Origin of the sequence: Burkholderia sp. GbtcB21 (assembly GCF_019091065.1) — a bacterium.
GTDB lineage: Bacteria > Pseudomonadota > Gammaproteobacteria > Burkholderiales > Burkholderiaceae > Burkholderia > Burkholderia pyrrocinia_C.
Window position 1 is genome coordinate 58,523 of the sequence record NZ_JAGXKA010000014.1, and the last position, 21,824, is coordinate 80,346.

Here is a 21,824-nt window from a genome sequence, read left to right on the forward strand (position 1 = left end):
GCGGACGATCATGGATATCGACAAACACGGCAGTGTCGCCTTCGGTCTCGCACGGCGTCTCGTGCAGTACCAGGCGAATCGTATCGGGCTGCCCGACTGGATCGGGCCGGGCTGGTTTCCGGACGCATGGCGCCGGGCGGCCGGCACGGGCGGCGCGCAGCTCGCCCGGCTGCGGGCGAGCGCGCTGGAGGGCTGGCTCGCGCGGGAAGGGCTGCCGGTGCCGGCATATCGGACGTTTCGCGGCGACACCGGGCGGCTCGGCGCGCTGGCGCTGGACGATGCGCTCGGCGTGCTGTGCCTGCGCGCGCTTTACGGCCGGCGCGCCGAGCTGCGTTACTGGGTCGACCGCGAGAGCCGCGACAAGGTCTGCGGCTGGCTCGGCCGGCACGGCGCGGTGGCGTTGCGCTGGCTGATGGCCGAGCCGCGCGTGCAACCGGTCGACCGCTGGATCCGCGACTTCGGCATGCATCCACTTGATCATCTCGACGAGTACACGCTGAGCTGGGAAGGTTTTTGCCTGTTCCGGACGAGCGGCATGTGCGAACCCGATGCGCCGGCCGGATTGTTGCGCCTGGCGTGGGCGCGCGATGCGGTGGTGGCGCCGTGGCTGCATGCGAATGACGCGGACGCGACGCGCGAGGACAGCCGGCGCGTGCTGATGCGGCTCGACGATTTTTTTGCGGAGGAGGAAACGCGATGATCATCTGGCTGAGACAACCGGGCACCGAACAGGCGGCACGCGCGTGCAACACGGGCGTCGGCGTGCACGCGGATGTCGTGCAACGCGAGGCCCTGGCGTCGCTGGTGCAGCTCGACGCGGGCTATCTCGCGTTGCAGCGCCAACACGCGGAAGTCCTCGCGCAAGCGGCGCGCGATGCCGACAGCATGCTCGCGGCGGCCCGCGCGGACGCGGACGCGCTGCGCGCCGAAGCCCGCGGCGAGTACGACACCGCGCAGCAGCGCGGTTACGACGCAGGGAGCCGCGATGCGCTTTCGCAGTGGTACGCGCGCACCGCGCAGCTGCTCGAGCGGCGCTATGAACTGCAGATGTCGTTGAAGCAGCGCATCGCCGGGCTGGTGGTATCCGCGGTCGAGAAGATCGTCGCGAACGAACAGCCGGCGGCGCTGTTCGCCCGCGCCGGCGATGTGGTCGAACGCATCATCGAAGGCAGCCGGACCCTGCAGGTTCGCGTGCATCCGGACGAGCACGACGCGGCCGTCGAAACCTTCTCGCATGCGGTGGCGCAGTGGCGCGCGCGCGGCCAGCCGGTCCAGCTGACGGTCCATGCGGACCGCACGCTCGACCCGGGCGCGTGCGTGTGCGACACCGACATCGGTTCGGTCGACGCGAGCCTCAAGGTACAGATCGACGCGGTCCGCATGGCGGCCGATGCGGCGCTGCGGCGTGACGCGAACGCGCGGGACGTGCCGGAGACGCTCGCACCGGAGGCGTTCGCCGAAGTCAGGACGCATGCGGCAGCGCCCAGGTTGCCGGAGCCGCCGGAACCGGAACCGGAACCCGCAAGCGGCACGGGCCCGGCCGAGGATATCGGGGTACGAGCATGAGCGAAGTGTCGCGGGACGCCACCGGCATCGATGCGCTGATCCGGCTCACCGACACGCTCGAACAGGAGTTCGACCGTGCGGCGCACCTGTCGACACGCGGCAAGGTGATGGACGCGCTCGGCACGCTGATCCGCGTGAGCGGCATCGACGTCCGCTACGGCGAGCTGTGCGAACTCCGGACCGGGCAGGGCGAGCTGATGCAATGCGCCGAGGTGGTCGGCTTTTCCCGCGACACGGCGCTGCTGTCGCCGTTCGGTCGCCTCGACGGCCTCTCGCGGGACACCCAGGTGGTTGCACTGCGTCGGCCGCTCGCGATTCCGGTCGGTTCCGCGCTGTTTGGCCGCGTGGTCGACAGCATGGGCAGGCCGATCGACGGCCGCGGCCCGATCGACACGACGGAAACCGCCGCGCTCTACGCGGCGCCGCCGGACGCGATGAGCCGCCCGCTGCTCGAGCGTTCGCTCGACACCGGCGTGCGGGTCGTCGACGGGCTGATGACGCTCGGCGAGGGCCAGCGCGTCGGCATTTTCGCGCCGGCCGGCGTCGGCAAGAGCACGCTGATGGGCATGTTCGCGCGCGGCACGCGCTGCGACCTCAACGTGATCGCGCTGATCGGCGAGCGGGGCCGTGAAGTGCGCGAGTTCATCGAACAGATCCTCGGCCCGGAAGGCATCGCGCGGTCCATCGTGGTGTGCGCGACCTCCGACCGCTCGTCGATCGAGCGCGTGAAGGCCGCCTATTCGGCCACCGCCATCGCGGAATATTTTCGCGATCGCGGCAAGCGCGTGCTGCTGATGATGGATTCGCTGACGCGCTTTGCGCGCGCCCAGCGCGAGATCGGGCTGGCCGCGGGCGAGCCGCCCGCGCGGCGCGGTTTTCCGCCGTCGATCTTCGCCGAGCTGCCGCGCCTGCTGGAACGTGCGGGGCTGTCGGAGCACGGCTCGATCACCGCGCTCTACACCGTGCTTGCCGAGGACGAATCGGGCAGCGATCCGGTGGCCGAGGAGGTGCGCGGCATCCTCGACGGGCACATGATCCTGTCGCGCGAGATCGCCGCGCGCAACCAGTATCCGGCCATCGACGTGCTGGCAAGCCTGTCGCGCGTGATGCCGCAGGTGACGGACGACGCGCATCGCGACGCGGCCGGTCATGTGCGCCGGCTGCTTGCCAAGCATCGGGACATCGAAACGCTGCTGCAACTCGGCGAGTATCGGGCGGGCGGCGATCCGGTCGCCGACGAAGCCGTGCGCAAGATCGAGGCCATCCGGCAATTCCTCTGTCAGCGCACCGACGAATTCAGCACACGCGAAGCGACGCGCGACGCGTTGCGCGGTCTGCGTGCGTGAGCGCGGCCGCCGATGCCACGGGCGAAGGGTGACGACGATGAAAGACAGGCGCGTCATGGCATTCTCGACGATCCGGAATCGCCTCACGCGGGCCCGGGCCGCGCTGCGCGACACGCTGGCCGAGCAGCAGCGCGAACGCGACGAGGCCGATGCGCGGCTGGCCGAGCAGCAGCGCGTACTCGCGCACGCGGCGGAAGAGGTCGACCGGCGCACCGCGCGCATCGACCGCCTGCTCGACGGCCGCGGGCCGGTGCGGATCGACGAACTGCTCGACTGGGAGAAGCTGCTGGCCGACGCGCACGCACGGCGCGCGCGCGAACTCGACACGTTGGAGCGGTTGCGGGACGGCGTTGCCGCGATCGAACAGGCGATCGGTACGACCCGCACCGCGATTCTCCGCCACGACGTGCGGATCGACCTGTGCAGCGTGCGGCTGGATCGCCTGGGCCGTCTCGCGGAGGCCCGCGCGGACGATCTGCAGGACGAGGAGAGCGAGGAAACGTTCGTCGCGCGTCGCGGCGCCGCGTCGACCGCGCACACGCCGCGTCGCAGCGCCGCGGAGGGCTCGCGATGATCGATCCGTTCTCGACCGGCATTCCGCAGCTCGGGCGCGCGCTGCTGTCGTTCATGATCCTGGTCGCCGTCTGCGGTGTGCGTCTGCTCGTGCTGCTGACGATCTTTCCGCCGACGGGCGGCGAGCTGATCACGAAGCGCATCCGCAATGCGATGGTCGTGTTGTGGTCGATCTACGTCGCATACGGGCAGCAGGCGATGATGACGCAACTGCATGGCGGATTCCTGCTTGCCGTCGTCGTCAAGGAGGCCGTGATCGGGCTGGTGATCGCGTTCGTCGCATCGCCGGTGTTCTGGGTCGCGGAAGCCGTCGGCACCTATATCGACGATCTCACCGGCTACAACAACGTGCAGATCACGAATCCGAGCCTCGGACAGCAGACGACGCTGACCTCCACGCTGCTGATGCAATGCGCGACCGTTGCGTTCTGGACCCTCGGCGGCATGACGTTCCTGCTCGGCGCAGTGTTCCAGACATACGTCTGGTGGCCGCTCGGCAGCCTGACGCCGGTGCCGCGCGCATTCATCGAGGCGTTCGTGATGCAGCAGACGGATTCGCTGATGGTCACGATCGCGAAGCTCGCCGGGCCGGCGGTGCTGCTGTTGCTGCTCGTCGACGTCGGGGTGGGGCTGCTGTCGCGGATTGCGTCGAAACTCGATCTCATATCGCTCGCGCAGCCGGTCAAGGGCGCGCTGGCCGTCCTGTTGCTCGCGCTGATGATCGGCATGTTCATCGGACAGGTGAAGGACCAGGTTGCGTTGCTGCATGTCGGCGACCAGTTGCGTGCGCTCGCGCTGCCGAGGTAAGGCCCGATTCGCGCCCGGTGCACCGCGCGGGACGACACGCGGCGCAAAGTACCCGTCGAGGAGACATCCCATGCCCGTCGCACCGAGTGTCAGACAGTTTCTCGAGCGTCGCGCGAGGCCCGGCGCGGTGTCGCTCGACCGGTTGCCGCTGGAAGAGGCGCGCCGCTATTTCGCGTACTACGTGCCGCTTGCCGATCTCGCGCCGCGCGGCGTCGACAGCATCGACGAATGCCTGATCGAGATGCGCGACGGCGTGCACATCGCCGCGCGCATCTACTATCCGCGCACGCCCGACTGGAGCGCGCCGCAGCCGGCGTTGCTTTATTTTCATTCCGGCGGCTATGTCGTCGGGTCGCTCGATACGGCCGACGCCGTCTGTCGGATGCTGGCGGCCGACGCACGGTGCGCGGTCGTGTCGGTGTCTTACAGGCTCGCGCCCGAGCACAAGTTTCCGTGTGCGGTGGACGACGCGCTCGACGCGTTACGGTGGCTGCACCGCAAGGCGCTGACCTACGGTCTGGATGCATCGCGTCTGGCCGTCGGCGGCGAAAGCTCGGGGGCCACGCTGGCGGCGGTGGTTGCCGTTCGGGCCCGCGAGATGGACATTGCGCTGGCGATGCAACTGCTGATCTATCCGGCGCTGTCGGCGTCGCTGGGCAGCGCGGCGCACCGGCGTTACGGCGAAGACCATTTCCTGACGCACGACGTGATCCGCTGGATCCATCGCAACTATCTACGGCATGCGGCCGATGCGGCGGACTGGCGCTTTGCGCCGCTCGACGGAGAGCGTCACGCGCCGGCCGATCTGTATGGCGTCGCCCCGGCGTGGCTGGTTTCCGCCGAATACGATCCGTTGCGCGACGAGCATGCCGGTTATGCCGACAAGTTGCGCAGCGCCGGAAATCGCGTGGAGGCGCGGTGCTACCGGGGAATGATCCACGGATTTTTTTCGATGGGGCGCGTGATTCCCGAAGCCGCGTACGCACACCGCGAGGCCGCTGCCGCGCTGCGGGAAGCGCTGGGCAGCACGGATTGATGCAATGGCCGGGAGGCGGCGCGAACGACGGCGGCTCGCGGCTGCTGTTGAAGTGCTTGGAAACTGCTAATCGTGCCCAGAGATTCCGCTAATGTAATACTGCCTGCCGGCCCCATCCGATAAGGCACAGCGGCGGTTTCGAACACTTTTCGAGGTGTTGTATTGCAACAATGTCTGCATGTCGGATGTCCGTTTATTTTGCTGACGCGGTTGTGCGGTCCTTTGATTCCGCCAGCGCGTCTGACGGAGCTCGATAAGGAGCAGCAATGGTGAGTTCGGAGGAATTTGATAGCTATACTAATGAAGTGGCGAATGGCATGAGCCACCAATTGAATCCTGTCGCATGCACCGCCCCCTCTTTGAAACCCTCCGCGCTTCAATTTTTCGCCGGTCAGGTCATTTCCGGGCTGCGCTGCGCGTGATGAGCTGCGACCGAGAGAGAAGCGCACTCGAGAACTATCGGCGGTTACGTTAGCGGAATAAACGGACACCATTAGCAGAATCTACGAACTTCAACAACGGTCGTATTCGGCCAGCCGATCCTCGAGGTTGCCGGTGTGCTCGGGTGCTTGAGCCAACCCGCAATCTGCTCCGGCGACCACTGCAATCGGAGCTTGCTTGCCGCAACCTGGGCGAGTGTCCGATTCCTGACCAGCTTACATGTCTTTGGGCGCCGTGCGCGGTCCCGGGCGAGCGCGTCGGCCTGGCTCGCCCGATAGCTGCTGCCTTCCGCCAGTCAAGGGTTCGCGGGCATTCCGATTTCTTCCGCAGACGTCCTGCAGAGCGCTGATTTTAAAGCGATTCATGGGTAACGATATGCTTGCTGCTTCCGTGGCCGTCGCGCTTGAATTTGCCTCTGCCGGGGCACGCAGCTGGCCGTGAGATGCTGCCATCGGTCCGGCCTTCGTCGCACCGGGCAGTCCGTGGCAAATCGGGGTCGTTGAGAGCGTTGGCCGCAAGCCGCGCGAGGAATTGCTGAACCGGGGAGGGTTCCGCAGTCGTGCCGCAGCCAAGGTGCTCATCGAACGCTGGCGGCAGTTTTACGACGGGCGCCAGCCTCATGCCACACATCGCTATAACTTCCCGCCACCGTCCGTCCGGCCTGGCTGGGTTCCGATAATATCGACGCGAGACTCAGCGTCTGACTGGCTACAAAATTCCGCCGCATGTCACGTAGTCGCGTCGTTGATTTTTGGCAGCCAGGCAAACGCGATTGTCACCAGCGTGACGCCGACGACGAGCATCGGCACCACCATTGGCCACGCGCCCAGTTGATAGCGCGGATCGGTGAAAGCCGCTGCCGTCTGTCCCACGCTGAAAGCGAAGAACATCATGATGAAGCCAGACCAGGATACCGCGCGACCCGCAAGATGAGGCAGGCTGCTGACCGCCCCCGCCTGCCCGCATGGCTGATGGATCCCGTGGCCGAGGCAATACACGCCATGCCCCGCGAGCAGCGGCCAGATGCTCCCGGGAAGCAACGCGCAGCCCACCGCCTGAATCACCGCGCCGGAGAGGCTCAACGTTGCGCCTTGTCGCACCGTTCGCAGCATGCTCTGACGTCGCAACAGCAGGCGGCAGCCATACGTACTCAGGACATAGACGAACGTACCGCTCGCCGGTATCCAGCCATATCGCTGGGGCGACAGGCCGAGATGCCGGATGTAGATTGCGGGAGAGAGCAATAGAAAGCAGAACATGCCGGTGTACGTCGAGGCGGCCAGCAACGCCCATACCCTGAACGTGGCATTGCCGAATATCTCGCGCACGTCCCGGATCGAGCCTCGGCTCGAAGCGATTCTGGCGAAGCTTTCCTCGAAGCCGTACCAGCACATGACGAGCAGCCCGAACGCATACAGGCTCATCCCCGCGAGCACCCATCGCCATCCGGCCAGCTGCGTGACATACGCACCGAGAATCGGCGCGAGGAACGCCATCATCCCCATTCCCATGAAACCACGCGCCATCACGTACGGGCCATCGGCTGCCGAATACCGGTCGCGCACCGTCGCGCGCGCGCATACCAGGATCGCGGCCATGGCAAAGCCCTGCATCGCGCGAGCGGCTACCAGCAGCGCTGCGGTTGAAGCGAGCGCAGCCGCGAGCGCTGCAAGCGCATAGAGCGCCAGGCCACTCAGCAACACGGGGCGGCGGCCGTATCGGTCGGAAAGACTGCCCATCGGCAATTGCCCGATACCGAATATCAATGCGAAAACCGTGAGGCTGACGCTGGCAGACCCCAGCGTTGCGGCGATTTCAGGCAGCGCCGGCAGGTAACTGTCGGTCGCCACCGGCTGGGCCGCCAGCAGAAGCGGCAACATGAGCGCGAAGTTCAGGCGAGCAGGGCGCGTGGTGTCCGGCATGACGGTTTTCGGTACGGTATCGGGCATCGGTAACGCAAGTTGGCTCTGTCAGTGAGGGCGCAGCAGCAAGCTGGAAATGATTGGCGGAAGGGGCGCCGAACACGACGCCCCGTCGAGTGCCGGCTAGCTGCCGACGGATCCTGGCACGTGTTCGCGCACGATGCGATTGCGCGACATCGCCGCGACGCGCAGCCGGTCGTATTCTGCCGTGTCGACCGGTTGAGCGTTCGCTCGTCCCAGGTCGTTCATAGGGACACGATGGGTCTCGCGTGCGCTCAAGGCTGCGAGCGACGCAATCACGGTGATGCCGAACGCGATCGCACCGACGATCAGCCAGACGTGGTGTCCGCCGGGCGGCGCGACCGCCGTGAACAGAGCCGGCAGCATCGCCGTGGCTGCGGTACCGAGGTTCTGCGCGATCGCCATTGCCGAGACGCGCGTGCGGGTCGGGAAGAGTTCCGGATAAAAGGCGGGAAATACGGCGTTGTAGCCCTGATACACGACACCCCACATGAGCATCGACATCGCGAATGCGAGCGGCACGTTCCGGATGCTGATCGCATACAGGTAGGCGAACGCGAGCAGCCCGGCGGCCAGCGAGCCGACGATGATCGGCGGCCGGCGTCCGACCCGGTCGGACAGGTTGCCGACGAACGGAATCACGATCATCGCAACGATATTGCCCACCACCGTGATCCAGAGATAGATATCTTTCTGGAATCCGATTCCATACGCCGGCTGGACCGCATAGGCTGCGCCGAAGATCGTGGCGACGACCGGAATCACGTTCATCATCGACATGCACGCGACGCGCACCATGTCGGGAAAGTGGTGCCTGAAAGCGTCGGCAACGGGCGAGCCGGCTTGCGACCGGTTGCGTACCGCTTCGTCGAAGGCCGGCGACTCGTCGACCTCGCGGCGAATGATCAAGCCCGCAACGATGACCAGCGCACTCAGCAGGAACGGAATGCGCCAGCCCCAGCTATCGAATTGCGCGGACGGCATGTAGTAGGCGAGCGGCAGGAACACGGCGGCGGCCAGCACCTGCCCGGCCTGCACGCCCTGTAGCGTGAAGCTGACGAAGTATCCGCGTCGACCGAACGGCGCGTGCTCCAGGATCATCGAGCTCGCGCCGGTGATCTCGCCGGCCACGGCGAAACCCTGCAGCAGGCGAAGCGTCACCAGCAATGCCGGCGCGATCAGCCCGGCTTGCTGATAGGTCGGCAGGAGGCCGACTCCGACGGTCGAGATTCCCATCAGGAACATGCAGAAAAGCAGGACGGTTTTCCGTCCGCGCGTGTCGCCGAGATGGCCCAGCACGAACGCGCCGATCGGGCGGGACACATAGCCGACACCGTAAGTGGCCAGCGACGCGATGATGGCTGTCGTGGGGCTGCCGTGCGGAAAGAATATCTGCGGGAAGATCAGCGCCGATGCCGTGGCGTAGATGAAGAAATCGTAGTATTCGAGCACCGAGCCGATCCAGCCGCTGATGGCGGCTTTTCTCGATTGGTGCCTGCCCCGGGGCTCGTCTCGCAAGGTCGTGGTCATCGTCGTCTCCAGATATTGATATGTGTGCCGGGCAACGCGGGTGATGCGGGGAGTCGTCACTGCCCGATGTATCGACTCCGTTGTGTGACCTGACCGAGGCCGATCGATACGACGCGCGGCGAGCAACCGCGGTGCGCAACGCCGTGCACCCGGCAGCGATTGCGCATGTGCGTCGGTCCCGCATCGGCAGCCGATACGGGAATCGGCCTATTCCTCGCCGAGCGCCGAGACCGCGGCCCTCAGCGCCAGCAGATAGCTTTGAACACCGAAACCGCAAATCTGCCCGCTGACGATCTCGGCCAGGACGGAGTGATGCCGGAACGGCTCGCGTGCATGAATGTTGGACATGTGCAGTTCGACGATCGGGCACGTGAGGATGGCAAGGGCATCGCGAATGCCGTAGCTGTAATGCGTCCATGCGCCCGCGTTGATCAGCACCGCATCCTGGCGTTCCTCGAAGGCGCGATGAATGCGCTCGCACATCGCGCTTTCGCTGTTTGTCTGGAACGAGTCCACCTGTACACCCAGTTCCTCCGCCAACCCTTGCAGCCGTGCATCGATCTGTGCGAGCGTGATCGTCCCGTACTGTGCCGGGTCGCGCTTGCCGAACATGTTGTGATTGATGCCGTGCAGCATCAGGATCTTCTTCATGCGAATCTCCATTGCGTGTTCAATCAAAGGGCACGGCCAGCCGATCGATCACCGAACTGGTCTCGGGGCGCACGCCGCGCCACCACGCGAACGCTTCGGCCGCCTGCTCGACCAGCATGCCGACGCCGTCCGCGATTCCGTGTACGCCTGCGTTTTTCGCGAGCCGGAGAAACGGCGTCAGACGCTTGCCGTATGCAAGTTCGTAGGCCGTGCCGGCCGGACTGAACACGCTCGGCGGGACCGGCGGCAGGTCGCCGGTCAGGCTGGCCGACGTCGCATTGACGATCAGGTCGAAACGCCCCATCCGTGCGAGGTCTGCGTAGCCGCCGGCAATGAGCGGACCGCGTCCGGCAACCTGCGCGGCCAATGCGCGCGCCTTGTCGACGTCGCGATTCGCGATGACCAGTTCGGCCGGTCCGGCTTCGAGGAACGGTAAAAGCGCGCCGCGTGCCGCGCCGCCTGCACCGAGCACCAGGACACGCTTGCCGGCCATCGGCAGATTGAGGTTCGCTTCGATATCGCGAACCAGTCCGATGCCGTCGAAGTTGTCGGCCAGGATGCGGCCGCCGTCGAACTTGAGCGCGTTGGCCGCGCCCGCGAGCTGCGCACGCTCGCTGCGTTCGTCCGCCATCGCGAACGCGTCGAGCTTGAACGGCGCAGTGACGTTGATGCCCTTGCCGCCGCCCTCGAAAAACGCGCGAACCGCGGCAGCGAAAGCGCCTGCCGGCTCGACGGGCCCCTCGATGGCCGTATAGCTGAGGTCCTGCCGCGTCTCCTGCGCGAAAAGGCCGTGAATCAGCGGGGATTTCGTGTGTCCGATCGGATTGCCGATCACCGCGTACTGGTCGGTCATCATTGGCTCGCTTTTGAATAGAGGACGCCGTCGGCCTGCATCGCATCGATTTCGGCCGAATCGAACCCGAGGGAGCGCGCGACTTCCGCGTTGTGCTGCCCGAGATCGGGCGCGACGTCGCGAATCGTCGTATCGCAATCGGAAAACCGGAACGGCAGGTTGGGCAGGCGCAGTGTCCCGTAGCGCGGATGCTGTTGCTCGACGACCATGCCTCTCGCCTGGATCTGCGGATCGTTCAATACCTCGTCGATGCGCTGCACCTTCGCGCACGGAACGTCGATGCCGTCCAGCAGTTCGAGCACCGACGCGACGGAACGCGCGGCCACCCACGGCTCGACCGCCGACAGAATCTCCGCGCGGTGCGCGTTGCGGCCGGTGCTGTCGTGAAACCGTGTGTCGGCGCCGAAATCCGCCGGGCCGCCGTGCGTCGCGATCAGATCGGCGAAGCGTTTCCACGCGTCGTCGACTTGCGCGGCGATCACGAGATCGCCGTCCGCGGCGCGGAATACGCCGTAGAGCGTCGAGGTCGGCATGTCGTGCCCGGTCTGCGCGGGCAGCACGCCCTGCAGCGTGTAGCACTGCACCGCATATTCGTGCATCGATACCAGCGTGTCGTACAGCGCCATGTCGATGTGTTGCCCGCGGCCGCTCTTCACGCGCCCGAGCAGCGCGGCGTTGATGGCCGCGACCGCATGAATGCCGGTGTACATGTCGCCGAGCGAGATGCGCAGCAGCGGCGGCCGCTCGCCCGGCGTGCCGACCATCTGCATGATTCCGCTCTTGGCTTCCGCGATCAGCCCGAAGCCTGCGCGATGCGCATCGGGACCGGTATGCCCGTACGCCGAAATCGAACAGTAGACGAGGCGCGGATTGCGCGCCGACAGTTCGGCATAGCCGAGCCCGAGCTTGTCCAGCGCGCCCGGCCGATAGTTCTCGATGAACACGTCGGCGGAGTCGCACAGCCGCTGCATGAACGCCTTGCCGCGCGCGTCCTTCATGTTGACGCTCACGCCGCGCTTGCCCATGTTGAGCTGCAGGAAGTAGCCGCTTTGCTGGTCGTCGAGCACGGTCGCGTGCTGGCGTCCGGCGTCGCCTGACCCGGGGCGCTCGACCTTGATGACTTCGGCGCCGAGCGCCGCGAGACAGCGCCCGACATACGGCCCGGCAAGGAAGTGGCTGTAGTCGACGACGCGAATGCCTTCGAGTGGGCGAGCCTGCATTACAGTGCCTCCGGGCGGCGCGGCACCATCAGGCGATGCTCGCCGTGTTGAACGACCTGACCGTCCTGATTGATCAGCTCCGACGGCAGCACGACGATGCCCCAATCCGGGCGACTCTTGCTGGCCCGCATCGAACCGACGCGGAATTTCACGTGCAGCACGTCGCCGACCTTGATCGGCAGCAGGAAATCCCAGGTCCAGCCGAGCGACATGCCCGGCAGAAAGCGATAGTCGCTCTGCGTCTTCAGGCCGTCGGCGATGGACAGGCCGAACAGTCCGTGTGCGACGAGGCAGCCGAAATGGCTCGCGTTTGCGTATTCCTCGTCCACGTGGACGGGCGTATGGTCGCCGGTGAGGTCGGCGTACGCGAGAATGCGCTCCTTGGTCACGATGTAGCTCGGGCTCGTGCACGTGTCACCCTCGCGGGCGTCGTCCCAGTATTTCTCGGCGATCGTCATGGCCGTGCCTCCGCGCGCGGGTTGATCGCCAGTGCCTGCGCGACGCAGGAAGCCGGCCTGGCCTGGATCAGTTCGACGGCGAGCCCGTCGGGCAGGCGAAGCCAGTTCCGCCCCTGCGGCATCTCCGTCACGCCGAATCGTTGTGCCGCGGCCAGTGCGGCCTCCAGGTCCTCGCACATCACGCCGAGATGGGCGAGCCGGCCTTCCGGGCCATCGTGTTCCGGCGCGTGGATGAACTGCAGGCCGCCGAGCGTCCAGTACTGCCGCGGTGCGTCGAGCGTGCCGTCCACTTCGCGCAGGGTCATGCCGAGCACGTCCTCGAAGAAGCGGATGTGCCAGCGGATGTCCTTCACCCAGATCGCTACGTGTTCCAGATAGGCTTTCGGGGCACTCATGCTGCAGCCTCCTCGCGCTGGCGATCGGCCATCGCGCGCTCGAGCCCCTTGATGCAGGCGACGAGCGTGGCATTCACCGGGGTCGGCACGCCGTAGCGCTGCCCGCAGCGCACGACCGAACCGTTGATGAAGTCGATCTCGGTGATCGAGCCCTTCTCCAGGCTTTGCAGCATCGACGTCTTGAAGGACGCGGGCAGCCCCTCGGCGGCGAGCGTCCAGGCCTGTTCGGGATCGGTCATCGACAGCTTCACGCCGGCTGCCTGCGCCGCCGCGATCGCCTCGGCCACGGCCGCGAGCGACGTCGCCTTCAGCAGCGCCTCGTCGTAAAGCTGCCCGTAGGTGAGGCCGGTCAGCCCCGTCAGCGCACCCGTCGCGACATTTACCAGCAGCTTGTCCCACATCGTGCCGACGATGTTGTCGCTGATCGTCGTGGCGAGGCCGGCGGCATCGAACGCGGCGGCGATCGCCTGCACGCGCGGTGTGACGCGGCCGTCGAGTTCGCCGATATAGGTGGTTTTGCCGATCACGCCGGATTCGATGTGACCCGCGCCGCGCAGCACGCCGCCGACGTAGGTCTTGCCCGCGAGGACGCGCTCGCGGCCGACGACGTCGATCAGGATGTCCTCGTGTCCGAGGCCGTTCTGCAGCGACAGCACGGCGGTATCCGGCCCCACCAGCGATTGGGCGCCGCGGATGGCCGCATCGGTCTGGAACGACTTGACCAGCACCACCACCAGGTCGGCCACGCCGACATCGGCAACCCGAGTCGTCGCGTGAACGCGGACGTGGCGGGTGCCGCCCGCGTCGTCGACGCGCAGGCCGTCACCGCGCATCGCATCGACGTGCGCGGGCGAGCGGTCGATCAGCCAGGTCTCGTGGCCGCCTTGGGTAAGGGTGGCGCCGATCGCGCAGCCCAGCGCGCCAGCCCCCAGAATCGCTATTTTCAATGGCTTCTCCTTGACGTATGGCACCACGATAGGAGTCGCCGCTCATGCCGACAATGCAATGGATACAATGGCGTCATTGCCATGGACAATAACGCCGCGATGCCAGCCGATCTGCCCGACCTGAAGCTGCTTCAGCTTTTCGATCTCCTGTACGACATGCGCAGCGTCACGCGCGTCGCCGAGCAACTGGGCCAGAGCCAGCCGACGGTCAGCATCTGGCTCGGGCACTTGCGGGAACACCTGCACGATCCGCTCTTCATCCGGACGCCCGGCGGCATGGCGCCGACGCCGCAAGCCGACGCGCTGATCGGGCCATGCCGGGAAATTCTCGAATCCCTGCGGCGCTTCACTGCATGGGAGATCGCGTTCGATCCTGCGACGGCCCAGCGACGCTTTCGCATCTGCATGACCGACGCGAGCCACATCACGCTGCTCCCGCGGCTACTGGCCCATGTCCGCGCGCAGGCGCCCGGCGTCCGGCTGGAAGCCGCACGGATCGACGGCAATACGGAGCGCGCGCTCGAATCCGGCGAAGCCGATCTCGCGATCGGCTATGTGCCGTGGCTAGGCGGCGGCATTTATCAGCAGAAGCTGTACGACCAGGACTGGGTATGTCTGGCCAACCGGCATCACCCAAGGATTCGCGGTCGCCTCGGGGCGAAGCAGTATCGTTCCGAAGGACATGTCGCCATTACCGCGGGAACCGGGGCGCAACTCCTCGAACAGGCGCTGCGGCAGGCGCGCATCGAGCGAGACGTGGTGCTGGAGTTACCGGGTTTTCTGGGGCTGGGTGCGATCGTCCAGACGACCGACCTGATCACGACGCTACCCCGTCATATCGGCCAGACACTGGCTCAGGCGAGCGATCTGGCGGTTCATGCGTGCCCGATCCCGGTCGAAGGCTTCGCGGTACGGCAGCATTGGCATGCGCGCTATCACCACGAGGCCGGCAACCGGTGGCTGCGCGGCGTCGTGATTCAACTGTTCGGCGCCTCGCATCCGTCCACAGCGTAGGGATGTGCGCTTATTCCGCGTTGCTTGGATCTATCCGTGTCGGGCAGCACGCCGGGTTCGAAGCCTGTGGCTAGTGCCGTGGCCGATTTTCGAGGAGGCGTTTGGCAACGGGTTGGGGCGAGTCGCGCGCGTTGGGTAGGATCATGGGTAGCGAGCCATCTGCGACTGCGGGAGTCCTACCTGCCGGTTCAATGTGAGCAGTAGTTGTAGTCCGCTGCCTTCCGCCATCCCGCTTTCCTGCGAATCGGCGTGCTTCGGATGGCGCGCACTTGCGCCGCGGCGCCGGCGCTGCACAGCGGCCGTAAACGAGCAAACTTGATCGGGAAAAGCACTGAAAGTTTGCGAATTATTTCCCGGTTATAGTGGAACTACTGGTGGTAGGCGAGGCGCGTTTTGCCGATACCGACCAGGTAATGACTGTAGACGGGTGCTGCATGAAAAATAAAATCGAAAAGACCGCCGGACCGATCTGGGGTGTGGCTGCAGGATTGCTTCTTGCCGCCGCAGGACTGAGTCTCGGCATCTTCCCGACGTCCCTGCACAGCTCGGGAACCGCAAACGACTTCATGGCGTCCGGTGCCGCGATGCTGGGCATCTTCCTCGTCGTTTATTCCACGCACGAGTTACGAAGAAAGCGCGCGCACTGAGCGGCCGCGCGGCCGTTGTGATCCACGAAAAACGACTCGGGCCGGCGACGGCTCGGGAATGCGCTTGTCCTCTATGCGCACGAGCCGACGGGATTCGTGCGGGCTACGACTTGCGGATTTCGTGGTTATGGACGAGTTCGACGATTCGCTTCGTCGGGATGCTCGCGCGCAGTTTGTCGACGCCGTCGACTGGAAACCACCGGCATTTCTCGATCTCGTTGTTCGCTTGCGGCGTCTGGTCCGGGCCGACTTCCGCGAAGAACACGTGATGTACCTTCGCGAGCCCGGTGAAATGCATCGAGTAAACGAGGTGCTGGCCGGTCATGCCGGTTTCTTCGCACAACTCGCGATGCGCCGCTTCGAGCGGCGTTTCCCCGCGCTTGATCGTGCCGCCCGGAAGGGCCCAGCGCGACGACGCGCGCGCGACGAGCAACACCTGGCCGTCGCGGTAGCAGACGATCGTCGCTCGTTCTTTAACGGGTACTTCGGTCGGTTGGAGAGAACTCATGGGCTCGGGAGCATGGACACTGGCGTGATTCTAGCCAGCGTTAATCACGGTGCCAAGACGGCATCTGCCGGAGCCGCTCGATCATACGGAAACCGGTCATGTCCAGGATGACTAATGCGAGCACCGGGAACCGACGGGTTGAATCCGAGATGCAAAACAAACCCGAGCGATCGGCACCGAAATTGCACCGATAAGTCAAAGCTGCTCGCAGCGAGCGAATAACCCGCGAATCGACTGGAAATGGAGCGCTTACAGGAGGATTCGCCCGGGTATAGGGGCGCATACTTGAGACCCCAATAACCAGACCGGACACGGCGATGACTACCCTAAGCATGCAAACGATCGTTTGCGGCAAGACCATTCAGGTAGCCCTGATGACCGACACCGCGACGGCCAGCATTTTCGTGATGGACAACGATGACGGTTCTCATCAGCCGCAGATCATGAAGGTGCGCCAGTACCTTGATGCGGGTATGACGGGTGAGGACGTCGTCCGCCATGTGTTGAATATCGTTGTGGCCTCGATCGAGCGGCGTGGCCAGCTATGGGCGCACTGAACTTCTTCTGAGCGGTCGTCTGCACCGGTCGTGCTCCGCCGCGGTTTGCTCGAAAGGGATTCGGTCAGGATGGCGAAACGCACTCGATGCAGGTGTCATGCCTGCGATCGGATCGGAAGCAATCCGCGATCGCGTCCGCCGTCAGGGACAAGCGAAAACCAGCGGCGATCTGGCCGGCTTCGAGGCGCGTGACGATGCAGTTGCATACGCGGCAAAGTGGGCGAAAGGATGGCTGGCCTCCAGGTTGAAGGCAACGCTTGCCTGGGGCGAGTCTCCACGGAGTTCGCTCGCGTCGACCGGGCTTTGCGCGACATCGCCCGTCTTCGGGCCCGGTGTCGATTCAGCTTGCGGCGTCAGGATCGTGCCCGACGCATTCGCTCCACCTTTTGCAAGCGGCAACGATGCGGAAGGGCGACACAAAGGCGATGAAGATCGGGACGGCGGCGCAGCTTCGGTTCGACTTTCGGATCTGGACGCGCGCTACCGCCTGGGGTGTTTCATCTCCTCGGCTTCCATTGCCGCGTTTCGTTCCTCACTCGCGGAAACAGGTTCCATGGCCTCGTCGATCGAGGCCAATGCGTACTCGCAGGCCAGCTTCGTTTCCTCGACGTCGGCGTCGGGCTCCTCGTCGTCATTGACGGGAGGATCGAGCATGTCCCTGAGCATCGTCTCCAGCTCCGGGGTGTCCCATGGTTCGCCCCGTTGTTCTTTCTTCCTGATGTAGTGCCGGATTTCCGCATCCTGTTCGGGCGTCAGTGGAAGGTGCCGGAAGGTGCTGTTCGGGTTGGCGTCAGTCATGATGTTGCTCCGAAGTCCGGCATGAGCCCGGTTTGGCTGCTTCCCGGGATGCATGCCGGAAAAACGATATGGATGACGAACCGACTCGCGAGTAAGGCCGGGTCAAGGCGACTCGCGCGACGGCCGCCGCCGCGGATCCTGCGTTCGCCGAGCTGTTCTGCAGCCTGCAATCCGGCATTCAAGATGTGTTGGGTCCCGAATTGATGTGCAACCGAATTCTCGGACGTGCGTGGCAGATTCTTATTTGCGGAAGTTCGGATCCCGGATTCGATCGAGGCGAGCGGAAAGCTCGGTGATCTGGTATTCAAGTACCTTATTGCGCTCGAATCGTGTCCGGAGTGTGTCGAGCTTGACTCGCCAATACGCCGGATCGCTCACCGGCGATCGGTTGGTGAAGGCGTCGTGTGTCTGCTCGAGCAGTCCGATCGCTCCCCTGATATGAGCCAGTTCGCGCTCCACATCGCAGTACCAGCTCATGTTTTTCGACTCCCGGTTATGGTTCACTTCTTGGCTTGCTGCACGGCCAGCACGTTTGATTTCACTCGAAAAGCCGCCGTGCGGGCCAATTTCGAGCGATGTTGTCGTCAGTGCCCGCACGTAAAATCTCGACCACGGTGACGAAGCCGGCGTCGTCGTCATGCGGGCGGCCGTTCTGCGCCGGCACATGGGGACAAATGAGCGGGCAATATGCGAATCCACGATAGAGACGCACGCTCATGACGAGCTCCTGAACGTTCGGTCGCGACGAATCGCGGGGACGAACGCGTCCGGCCAGTATCGCCAGTGTGGCGCGACGGGGTGGGGCGAAAGGCGTAACGCTGCGCGCGAACGTGAGCGCGATGCAGCAAGAGGGGAGATGGAGGGCGAGCAGTCGAACGGCTCACGAATGCCCTGATGAGTTCATCATACGCGCGTCGCCCTTCGGGTGGCCATCTTATTTCGGGCGACGCGGATCGCCTCTGGTGCGAGGCTGTGGCGGTCTGGCGCGGGCGGGTTGAACCGGCGTGCGGGCTGGCCGACGCGGTGCCTGAAACACCGCGCGGTTGCCGCGCATTCCGTCCTTACTTCTTTTCCGGCAGGAACCAGTTCATCACGAGCGCGCAGATGCCGCCCGTTGCGACGCCCGATTCCAGCACGTTCTTCAGCGCGTGCGGCAGGCTGTTCAGAATGTCCGGCACCTGCGACACGCCGAGGCCGAGCGCCAGCGACACCGCGATGATCAGCAGCGCGCGGCGGTCGAGCTGGACGCCCGCGAGAATGTTGATGCCCGATGCGGCCACCGCGCCGAACATCACCATCGCCGCCCCGCCGAGCACGGGCTCCGGCACGGCCTGCAGCACGCCGGCGACGACCGGGAACAGGCCGAGCACCACCAGCATCCCCGCGATCCAGATGCCGACATGGCGGCTCGCGACGCCGGTGATCTGGATCACGCCGTTGTTCTGCGCGAACACGGAGCTCGGGAACGTATTGAACACGCCGGCCAGCAGCGAGTTCGCGCCGTTGACGAGCACGCCGCCCTTGATTCGTTGCATCCACACCGGCCCTTGGACCGGCTCGTTCGAGATCTTGCTGGTGGCCGTGACGTCGCCGATCGCTTCGAGCGACGTGACGAGGTAGATGATCAGCATCGGCACGAACAGCGACCACGAGAAGCCGATGCCGAAATGCAGCGGCGTCGGGACCTGGAACAGCGCGGCCTGGTGCATGCCGGTAAAGTCGAGGCGGCCGAGGAACGCAGCCGCGAGGTAGCCGATCGCGAGCGCGATGACGAGCGCGGTGCTGCGCACCCAGACGATCGGCACGCGGTTCAGCAGGATGATCGTGCCGAGCACGAGGCCGGACAGCGTCAGGTTCTCCGCGCTCGCGAACGTGCCCTTGGCCATCGCGCCAAAGCCGCCGCCCATGCTGATGAGGCCGACCTTGATCAGCGTGAGGCCGATCAGCAGCACGACGATGCCGGTGACGAGCGGCGTGATCAGGCGCTTCACGAACGGCAGGATGCGCGACACGCCCATCTCGACGAACGAACCGGCCATCACGACGCCGAAGATCGCGGCCATCACGGTCTCGACCGGCGTGCCCTGCTTGACCATCAGGCTGCCGCCCGCGATCAGCGGGCCGACGAAGTTGAAGCTGGTGCCCTGGACGATCAACAGGCCGGCGCCCAGCGGCCCGAAGCGCTTGCACTGGACGAAGGTGGCGATGCCGGAAATCACCAGCGACATCGACACGATCAGGGTCGTATCTCGGCTGGACACGCCGAGCGCCTGGCAGATCAGCAGGCCGGGCGTGACGATCGGCACGATGATCGCCAGCAGGTGCTGCAGCGCGGCGACGAAGGCGACCATCGGCGCGGGCCGGTCGTTCGGGCCGTAGACGAGATCGCGGGCCGATTCTGCGGCGTCGGCGCCGTGGGAGGCGGGTTGGGCGTGGGAAGCGGGTTGCATGGCGAGCGGGCCGGACAAGGTGGAAAGTGCGGCATTTTAGCCGAAGGGCCCGCGGGAGCCGCCGGGGCGCCCTGCGTCAGCCGGCCGTGCGTGTTCCCGCGCTGCGCGCCGGTGTGCGTGGCGCGCGGGAATCCGGATACGCGCGCTGGCAGACCGCAATCACCGCGTCGCGCAGGCGGCGATGGACGGGATCGCCGTGATTGCGCGGATGCCACAGCGCGGCGACGAGGATCGCGGGCAGGCGGACCGGGATCTCGAAGCTGCGCAGCCCGAGGGCTTCCGTGAGCCCGGATGTGAACACGTTGCCGAGGCTCGAGCGCGGCACCAGCGCGATCAGGTCGGTGCTGGCCGCGACACGCATTGCATCGGGGTAGCCGGGGACGACGACGTGCACGGTCTGGCCCGGCCCGGCCCGGTCGGTCGAGTCGTCGGCCGGTCCGCCGAAATCGCCGAGCTGCGATGCGATCACCTGACGGCAGGCCGCATAGCGTGCGGGCGTGATCCTGGCCGACGCGAACAGCGGATGTCCGGCGCGCGCCACCGCGACGTGCCAGTCGTGACCGAGCATGCGGGTGTGCAGCTCGGGTGCGTCGTCGCCGCGCTTGCCGATTTCCAGATCGACGGTGCCGTCGCGCAGCGCTTGTGGATCGCGGTCGGGCTTGGGCACGAAGCGGATGCGCACGTGCGGCGCGACTTCGCCGATCGCGGCGACCACCGGGCCGGACAGCATTTCCATGAACGACGCCGACGCACGAATGGTGAACGTGGATGCGAGCGTCGCCATGTCCACGTCGGCCGTCGCCGGCCGCAGCACGGCGCGCGCGTCGCTCGCGATCGCATGCACGCGGTCGCGCAACGCGGCCGCGTGCGGCGTCGGCACGAGCTTGCGCCCGGCGCGCACGAGCAATTGATCGCCGGTGGAGAGCCGCAGCCGCGTGAGCGTGCGGCTCATGGCGGACGTGCTCAGGCCAAGCCGGCGCGCGGCACCCGTCACGCTGCCTTCCGACAGCAGCGCGTCGAGCGCGGTAACGAGGTTCAGGTCGATGTCTTCCATGCGGACAGGATACGCCACTGCGCGGTCTGGCATGGCGTTCGATGCAACTATCGATTGTATCCGGTGCGTCTGGTGCATGGTCCGGTGCGCGCCTATAGTGGGCGCATCGTGAAACCCGGCAAAGGCGGCAACCATGCAATCGACCGTATCGAACCCCAACGCACTCTCGATCCTGCTCGTCGCGGCTTCGCGCGGCCTCGGGCTTGCGATGGCGGAGCAATTCCTGAACAAGGGCTGGAACGTAACGGGCACCGTGCGTGCAGGATCGGGACGCACGAAGCTGCACGACCTGGCGGACCGCGTCGACGGCCGGCTCGGGATCGATACGCTCGACATCTGCGAGCCGGCGCAACTGGCGGCGCTGCGCGAGCGCCTGTCGGGCGGGCGCTTCGACATGCTGTTCGTGAATGCGGGGACGACCAACGACCCGAACGAAACGATCGGCGAAGTGACGACCGACGAATTCGTGCGCGTGATGATCACGAATGCGCTTGCGCCGATGCGCGTGATCGAGGCGTTGCAGGATCTCGTGACCGCGGACGGCCTGATCGGTGCGATGTCGTCGGGGCAGGGCAGCGTCGCGAACAATGTCAGCGGGATGCGCGAGGTCTATCGCGGCAGCAAGGCCGCGCTGAATCAGTTCATGCGCAGCTTCGCGGCGCGGCAGGCCGACACGCCGCGTGCGCTGGCGCTGATGGCGCCCGGCTGGGTCCGCACGGAGCTGGGCGGGCCCGATGCGCGCCTGACCATCGACGAGAGCGTGCCGAGCCTCGTCGACGTGCTGATCGCGAAGCGGGCGCGCCCCGGGCTCGAATACCTCGACTATCTGGGGCGGACGGTGCCGTGGTAGTCGTCGGCGTGTCGGTGGGCGGAGGGTTACGAACCGACGCGTCGTGAATATGCAGCGAGATTCGACATGTTTTTCGCAGTTCGGTCACGGCGCTGCGAAGGTATTGCCGATTCAATACAATGCGACGACGAGTCAGTGACACGGTGTCGCGCCATCGCGTTTGAATCCATCCGGTTCGCA

General features: G+C 65.8%; 24 protein-coding genes and 2 pseudogenes. 11 read left to right on the forward strand and 15 right to left on the reverse strand.

Annotated features, from left to right (window positions below):
- Nucleotides 1-10 precede the first annotated feature (10 nt).
- The 6 genes from KVT39_RS26890 to KVT39_RS26915 all read left to right on the forward strand — a co-directional run bounded on the left by KVT39_RS26890 (nucleotide 11) and on the right by KVT39_RS26915 (nucleotide 5,328).
- Nucleotides 11-700, forward strand: a complete 690-nt coding sequence (locus KVT39_RS26890; protein WP_051983629.1) for a type III secretion protein HrpB4 — start codon at nucleotides 11-13, stop codon at nucleotides 698-700.
- Nucleotides 697-1,566, forward strand: coding sequence for a type III secretion system stator protein SctL (gene sctL / locus KVT39_RS26895; RefSeq protein WP_217590608.1), 870 nt, complete (start codon nucleotides 697-699; stop codon nucleotides 1,564-1,566). Before KVT39_RS26890 ends, sctL begins: the two co-directional genes overlap by 4 nt.
- Nucleotides 1,563-2,912 (forward strand): type III secretion system ATPase SctN, encoded by a 1,350-nt coding sequence (sctN, locus tag KVT39_RS26900; protein WP_051983627.1) that lies wholly within the window; start codon nucleotides 1,563-1,565, stop codon nucleotides 2,910-2,912. The genes sctL and sctN overlap by 4 nt, the downstream gene beginning before the upstream one ends.
- 37 nt (nucleotides 2,913-2,949) lie before the next feature.
- Complete coding sequence (locus KVT39_RS26905; RefSeq protein WP_217590609.1) at nucleotides 2,950-3,486, forward strand: hypothetical protein; 537 nt, start codon at nucleotides 2,950-2,952, stop codon at nucleotides 3,484-3,486.
- Nucleotides 3,483-4,292: a type III secretion system export apparatus subunit SctT gene (gene sctT / locus KVT39_RS26910; RefSeq protein WP_217590610.1), complete on the forward strand. Its 810-nt coding sequence runs from the start codon at nucleotides 3,483-3,485 to the stop codon at nucleotides 4,290-4,292. The genes KVT39_RS26905 and sctT overlap by 4 nt, the downstream gene beginning before the upstream one ends.
- A gap of 70 nt (nucleotides 4,293-4,362) precedes the next feature.
- Nucleotides 4,363-5,328 (forward strand): alpha/beta hydrolase, encoded by a 966-nt coding sequence (locus tag KVT39_RS26915; RefSeq protein WP_034179924.1) that lies wholly within the window; start codon nucleotides 4,363-4,365, stop codon nucleotides 5,326-5,328.
- A gap of 565 nt (nucleotides 5,329-5,893) precedes the next feature.
- Here the strand turns inward: KVT39_RS26915 and KVT39_RS38100 are convergent.
- Nucleotides 5,894-6,049 (reverse strand): annotated as a pseudogene (locus KVT39_RS38100) (IS30 family transposase); the annotation flags it as partial.
- Nucleotides 6,050-6,086: 37 nt separating this feature from the next.
- Here KVT39_RS38100 and KVT39_RS26920 point away from each other — a divergent pair.
- Nucleotides 6,087-6,473, forward strand: a pseudogene (locus KVT39_RS26920) (integrase core domain-containing protein); the annotation flags it as partial.
- Nucleotides 6,474-6,497: 24 nt separating this feature from the next.
- On the opposite strand, the gene KVT39_RS26925 reads toward KVT39_RS26920, so the two are convergent.
- The 8 genes from KVT39_RS26925 to KVT39_RS26960 form a co-directional block, all read right to left on the reverse strand.
- Nucleotides 6,498-7,691, reverse strand: a complete 1,194-nt coding sequence (locus KVT39_RS26925) for an MFS transporter (RefSeq protein ID WP_034179923.1) — start codon at nucleotides 7,689-7,691, stop codon at nucleotides 6,498-6,500.
- A gap of 123 nt (nucleotides 7,692-7,814) precedes the next feature.
- Nucleotides 7,815-9,242 carry an MFS transporter gene (locus KVT39_RS26930; protein ID WP_034179922.1) on the reverse strand — a complete coding sequence of 476 codons (1,428 nt, stop codon included), beginning with the start codon at nucleotides 9,240-9,242 and terminating at the stop codon, nucleotides 7,815-7,817.
- Nucleotides 9,243-9,449: 207 nt separating this feature from the next.
- Nucleotides 9,450-9,893, reverse strand: coding sequence for a type II 3-dehydroquinate dehydratase (aroQ, locus tag KVT39_RS26935; protein WP_217590611.1), 444 nt, complete (start codon nucleotides 9,891-9,893; stop codon nucleotides 9,450-9,452).
- Between the two features lie 19 nt (nucleotides 9,894-9,912).
- On the reverse strand, nucleotides 9,913-10,746 hold the full coding sequence (gene aroE / locus KVT39_RS26940) for a shikimate dehydrogenase (RefSeq protein WP_217590612.1): 834 nt from the start codon (nucleotides 10,744-10,746) through the stop codon (nucleotides 9,913-9,915).
- Nucleotides 10,746-11,966, reverse strand: a complete 1,221-nt coding sequence (locus KVT39_RS26945; RefSeq protein ID WP_217590613.1) for a CaiB/BaiF CoA-transferase family protein — start codon at nucleotides 11,964-11,966, stop codon at nucleotides 10,746-10,748. The genes aroE and KVT39_RS26945 overlap by 1 nt, the downstream gene beginning before the upstream one ends.
- Nucleotides 11,966-12,424 (reverse strand): MaoC family dehydratase, encoded by a 459-nt coding sequence (locus KVT39_RS26950; RefSeq protein WP_217590614.1) that lies wholly within the window; start codon nucleotides 12,422-12,424, stop codon nucleotides 11,966-11,968. Before KVT39_RS26950 ends, KVT39_RS26945 begins: the two co-directional genes overlap by 1 nt.
- A complete protein-coding gene (locus tag KVT39_RS26955; protein ID WP_034179919.1) occupies nucleotides 12,421-12,819 on the reverse strand; it encodes a VOC family protein in 399 nt (132 codons plus the stop codon). The genes KVT39_RS26950 and KVT39_RS26955 overlap by 4 nt, the downstream gene beginning before the upstream one ends.
- Nucleotides 12,816-13,766, reverse strand: a complete 951-nt coding sequence (locus tag KVT39_RS26960; protein ID WP_175748619.1) for a ketopantoate reductase family protein — start codon at nucleotides 13,764-13,766, stop codon at nucleotides 12,816-12,818. The genes KVT39_RS26955 and KVT39_RS26960 overlap by 4 nt, the downstream gene beginning before the upstream one ends.
- A gap of 81 nt (nucleotides 13,767-13,847) precedes the next feature.
- Here KVT39_RS26960 and KVT39_RS26965 point away from each other — a divergent pair, with 81 nt between their 5' ends.
- Both KVT39_RS26965 and KVT39_RS26970 read left to right on the forward strand, forming a co-directional pair.
- A complete protein-coding gene (locus KVT39_RS26965) occupies nucleotides 13,848-14,780 on the forward strand; it encodes a LysR family transcriptional regulator (protein ID WP_034179917.1) in 933 nt (310 codons plus the stop codon).
- Nucleotides 14,781-15,214: 434 nt separating this feature from the next.
- Entirely contained in the window at nucleotides 15,215-15,427 is a 213-nt protein-coding gene (locus tag KVT39_RS26970; protein WP_034180109.1) for a hypothetical protein, read from the forward strand.
- A 103-nt stretch (nucleotides 15,428-15,530) separates the two neighbouring features.
- Here the strand turns inward: KVT39_RS26970 and KVT39_RS26975 are convergent, their stop codons facing one another.
- The gene (locus tag KVT39_RS26975) at nucleotides 15,531-15,935 is read right to left on the reverse strand and encodes an NUDIX hydrolase (RefSeq protein WP_217590615.1); all 405 of its coding nucleotides are present in this window, start codon (nucleotides 15,933-15,935) and stop codon (nucleotides 15,531-15,533) included.
- A 317-nt stretch (nucleotides 15,936-16,252) separates the two neighbouring features.
- Here KVT39_RS26975 and KVT39_RS26980 point away from each other — a divergent pair, with 317 nt between their 5' ends.
- Entirely contained in the window at nucleotides 16,253-16,492 is a 240-nt protein-coding gene (locus tag KVT39_RS26980; RefSeq protein WP_034179915.1) for a hypothetical protein, read from the forward strand.
- A gap of 480 nt (nucleotides 16,493-16,972) precedes the next feature.
- Here the strand turns inward: KVT39_RS26980 and KVT39_RS26985 are convergent, their stop codons facing one another.
- The 5 genes from KVT39_RS26985 to KVT39_RS27005 form a co-directional block, all read right to left on the reverse strand.
- Nucleotides 16,973-17,290, reverse strand: a complete 318-nt coding sequence (locus KVT39_RS26985) for a hypothetical protein (RefSeq protein WP_034180108.1) — start codon at nucleotides 17,288-17,290, stop codon at nucleotides 16,973-16,975.
- A gap of 240 nt (nucleotides 17,291-17,530) precedes the next feature.
- The gene (locus KVT39_RS26990) at nucleotides 17,531-17,767 is read right to left on the reverse strand and encodes a hypothetical protein (protein WP_034180107.1); all 237 of its coding nucleotides are present in this window, start codon (nucleotides 17,765-17,767) and stop codon (nucleotides 17,531-17,533) included.
- A gap of 61 nt (nucleotides 17,768-17,828) precedes the next feature.
- Nucleotides 17,829-18,008 (reverse strand): hypothetical protein, encoded by a 180-nt coding sequence (locus tag KVT39_RS26995; protein WP_146120827.1) that lies wholly within the window; start codon nucleotides 18,006-18,008, stop codon nucleotides 17,829-17,831.
- 343 nt (nucleotides 18,009-18,351) lie between these two features.
- Nucleotides 18,352-19,740 carry a nucleobase:cation symporter-2 family protein gene (locus KVT39_RS27000; protein WP_034179914.1) on the reverse strand — a complete coding sequence of 463 codons (1,389 nt, stop codon included), beginning with the start codon at nucleotides 19,738-19,740 and terminating at the stop codon, nucleotides 18,352-18,354.
- 76 nt (nucleotides 19,741-19,816) lie between these two features.
- A complete protein-coding gene (locus KVT39_RS27005) occupies nucleotides 19,817-20,794 on the reverse strand; it encodes a LysR family transcriptional regulator (protein ID WP_217590677.1) in 978 nt (325 codons plus the stop codon).
- A 133-nt stretch (nucleotides 20,795-20,927) separates the two neighbouring features.
- On the opposite strand from KVT39_RS27005, the gene KVT39_RS27010 reads away from it, so the two are divergent.
- Nucleotides 20,928-21,644, forward strand: coding sequence for an SDR family oxidoreductase (locus tag KVT39_RS27010; RefSeq protein WP_217590616.1), 717 nt, complete (start codon nucleotides 20,928-20,930; stop codon nucleotides 21,642-21,644).
- Nucleotides 21,645-21,824 lie beyond the last annotated feature (180 nt).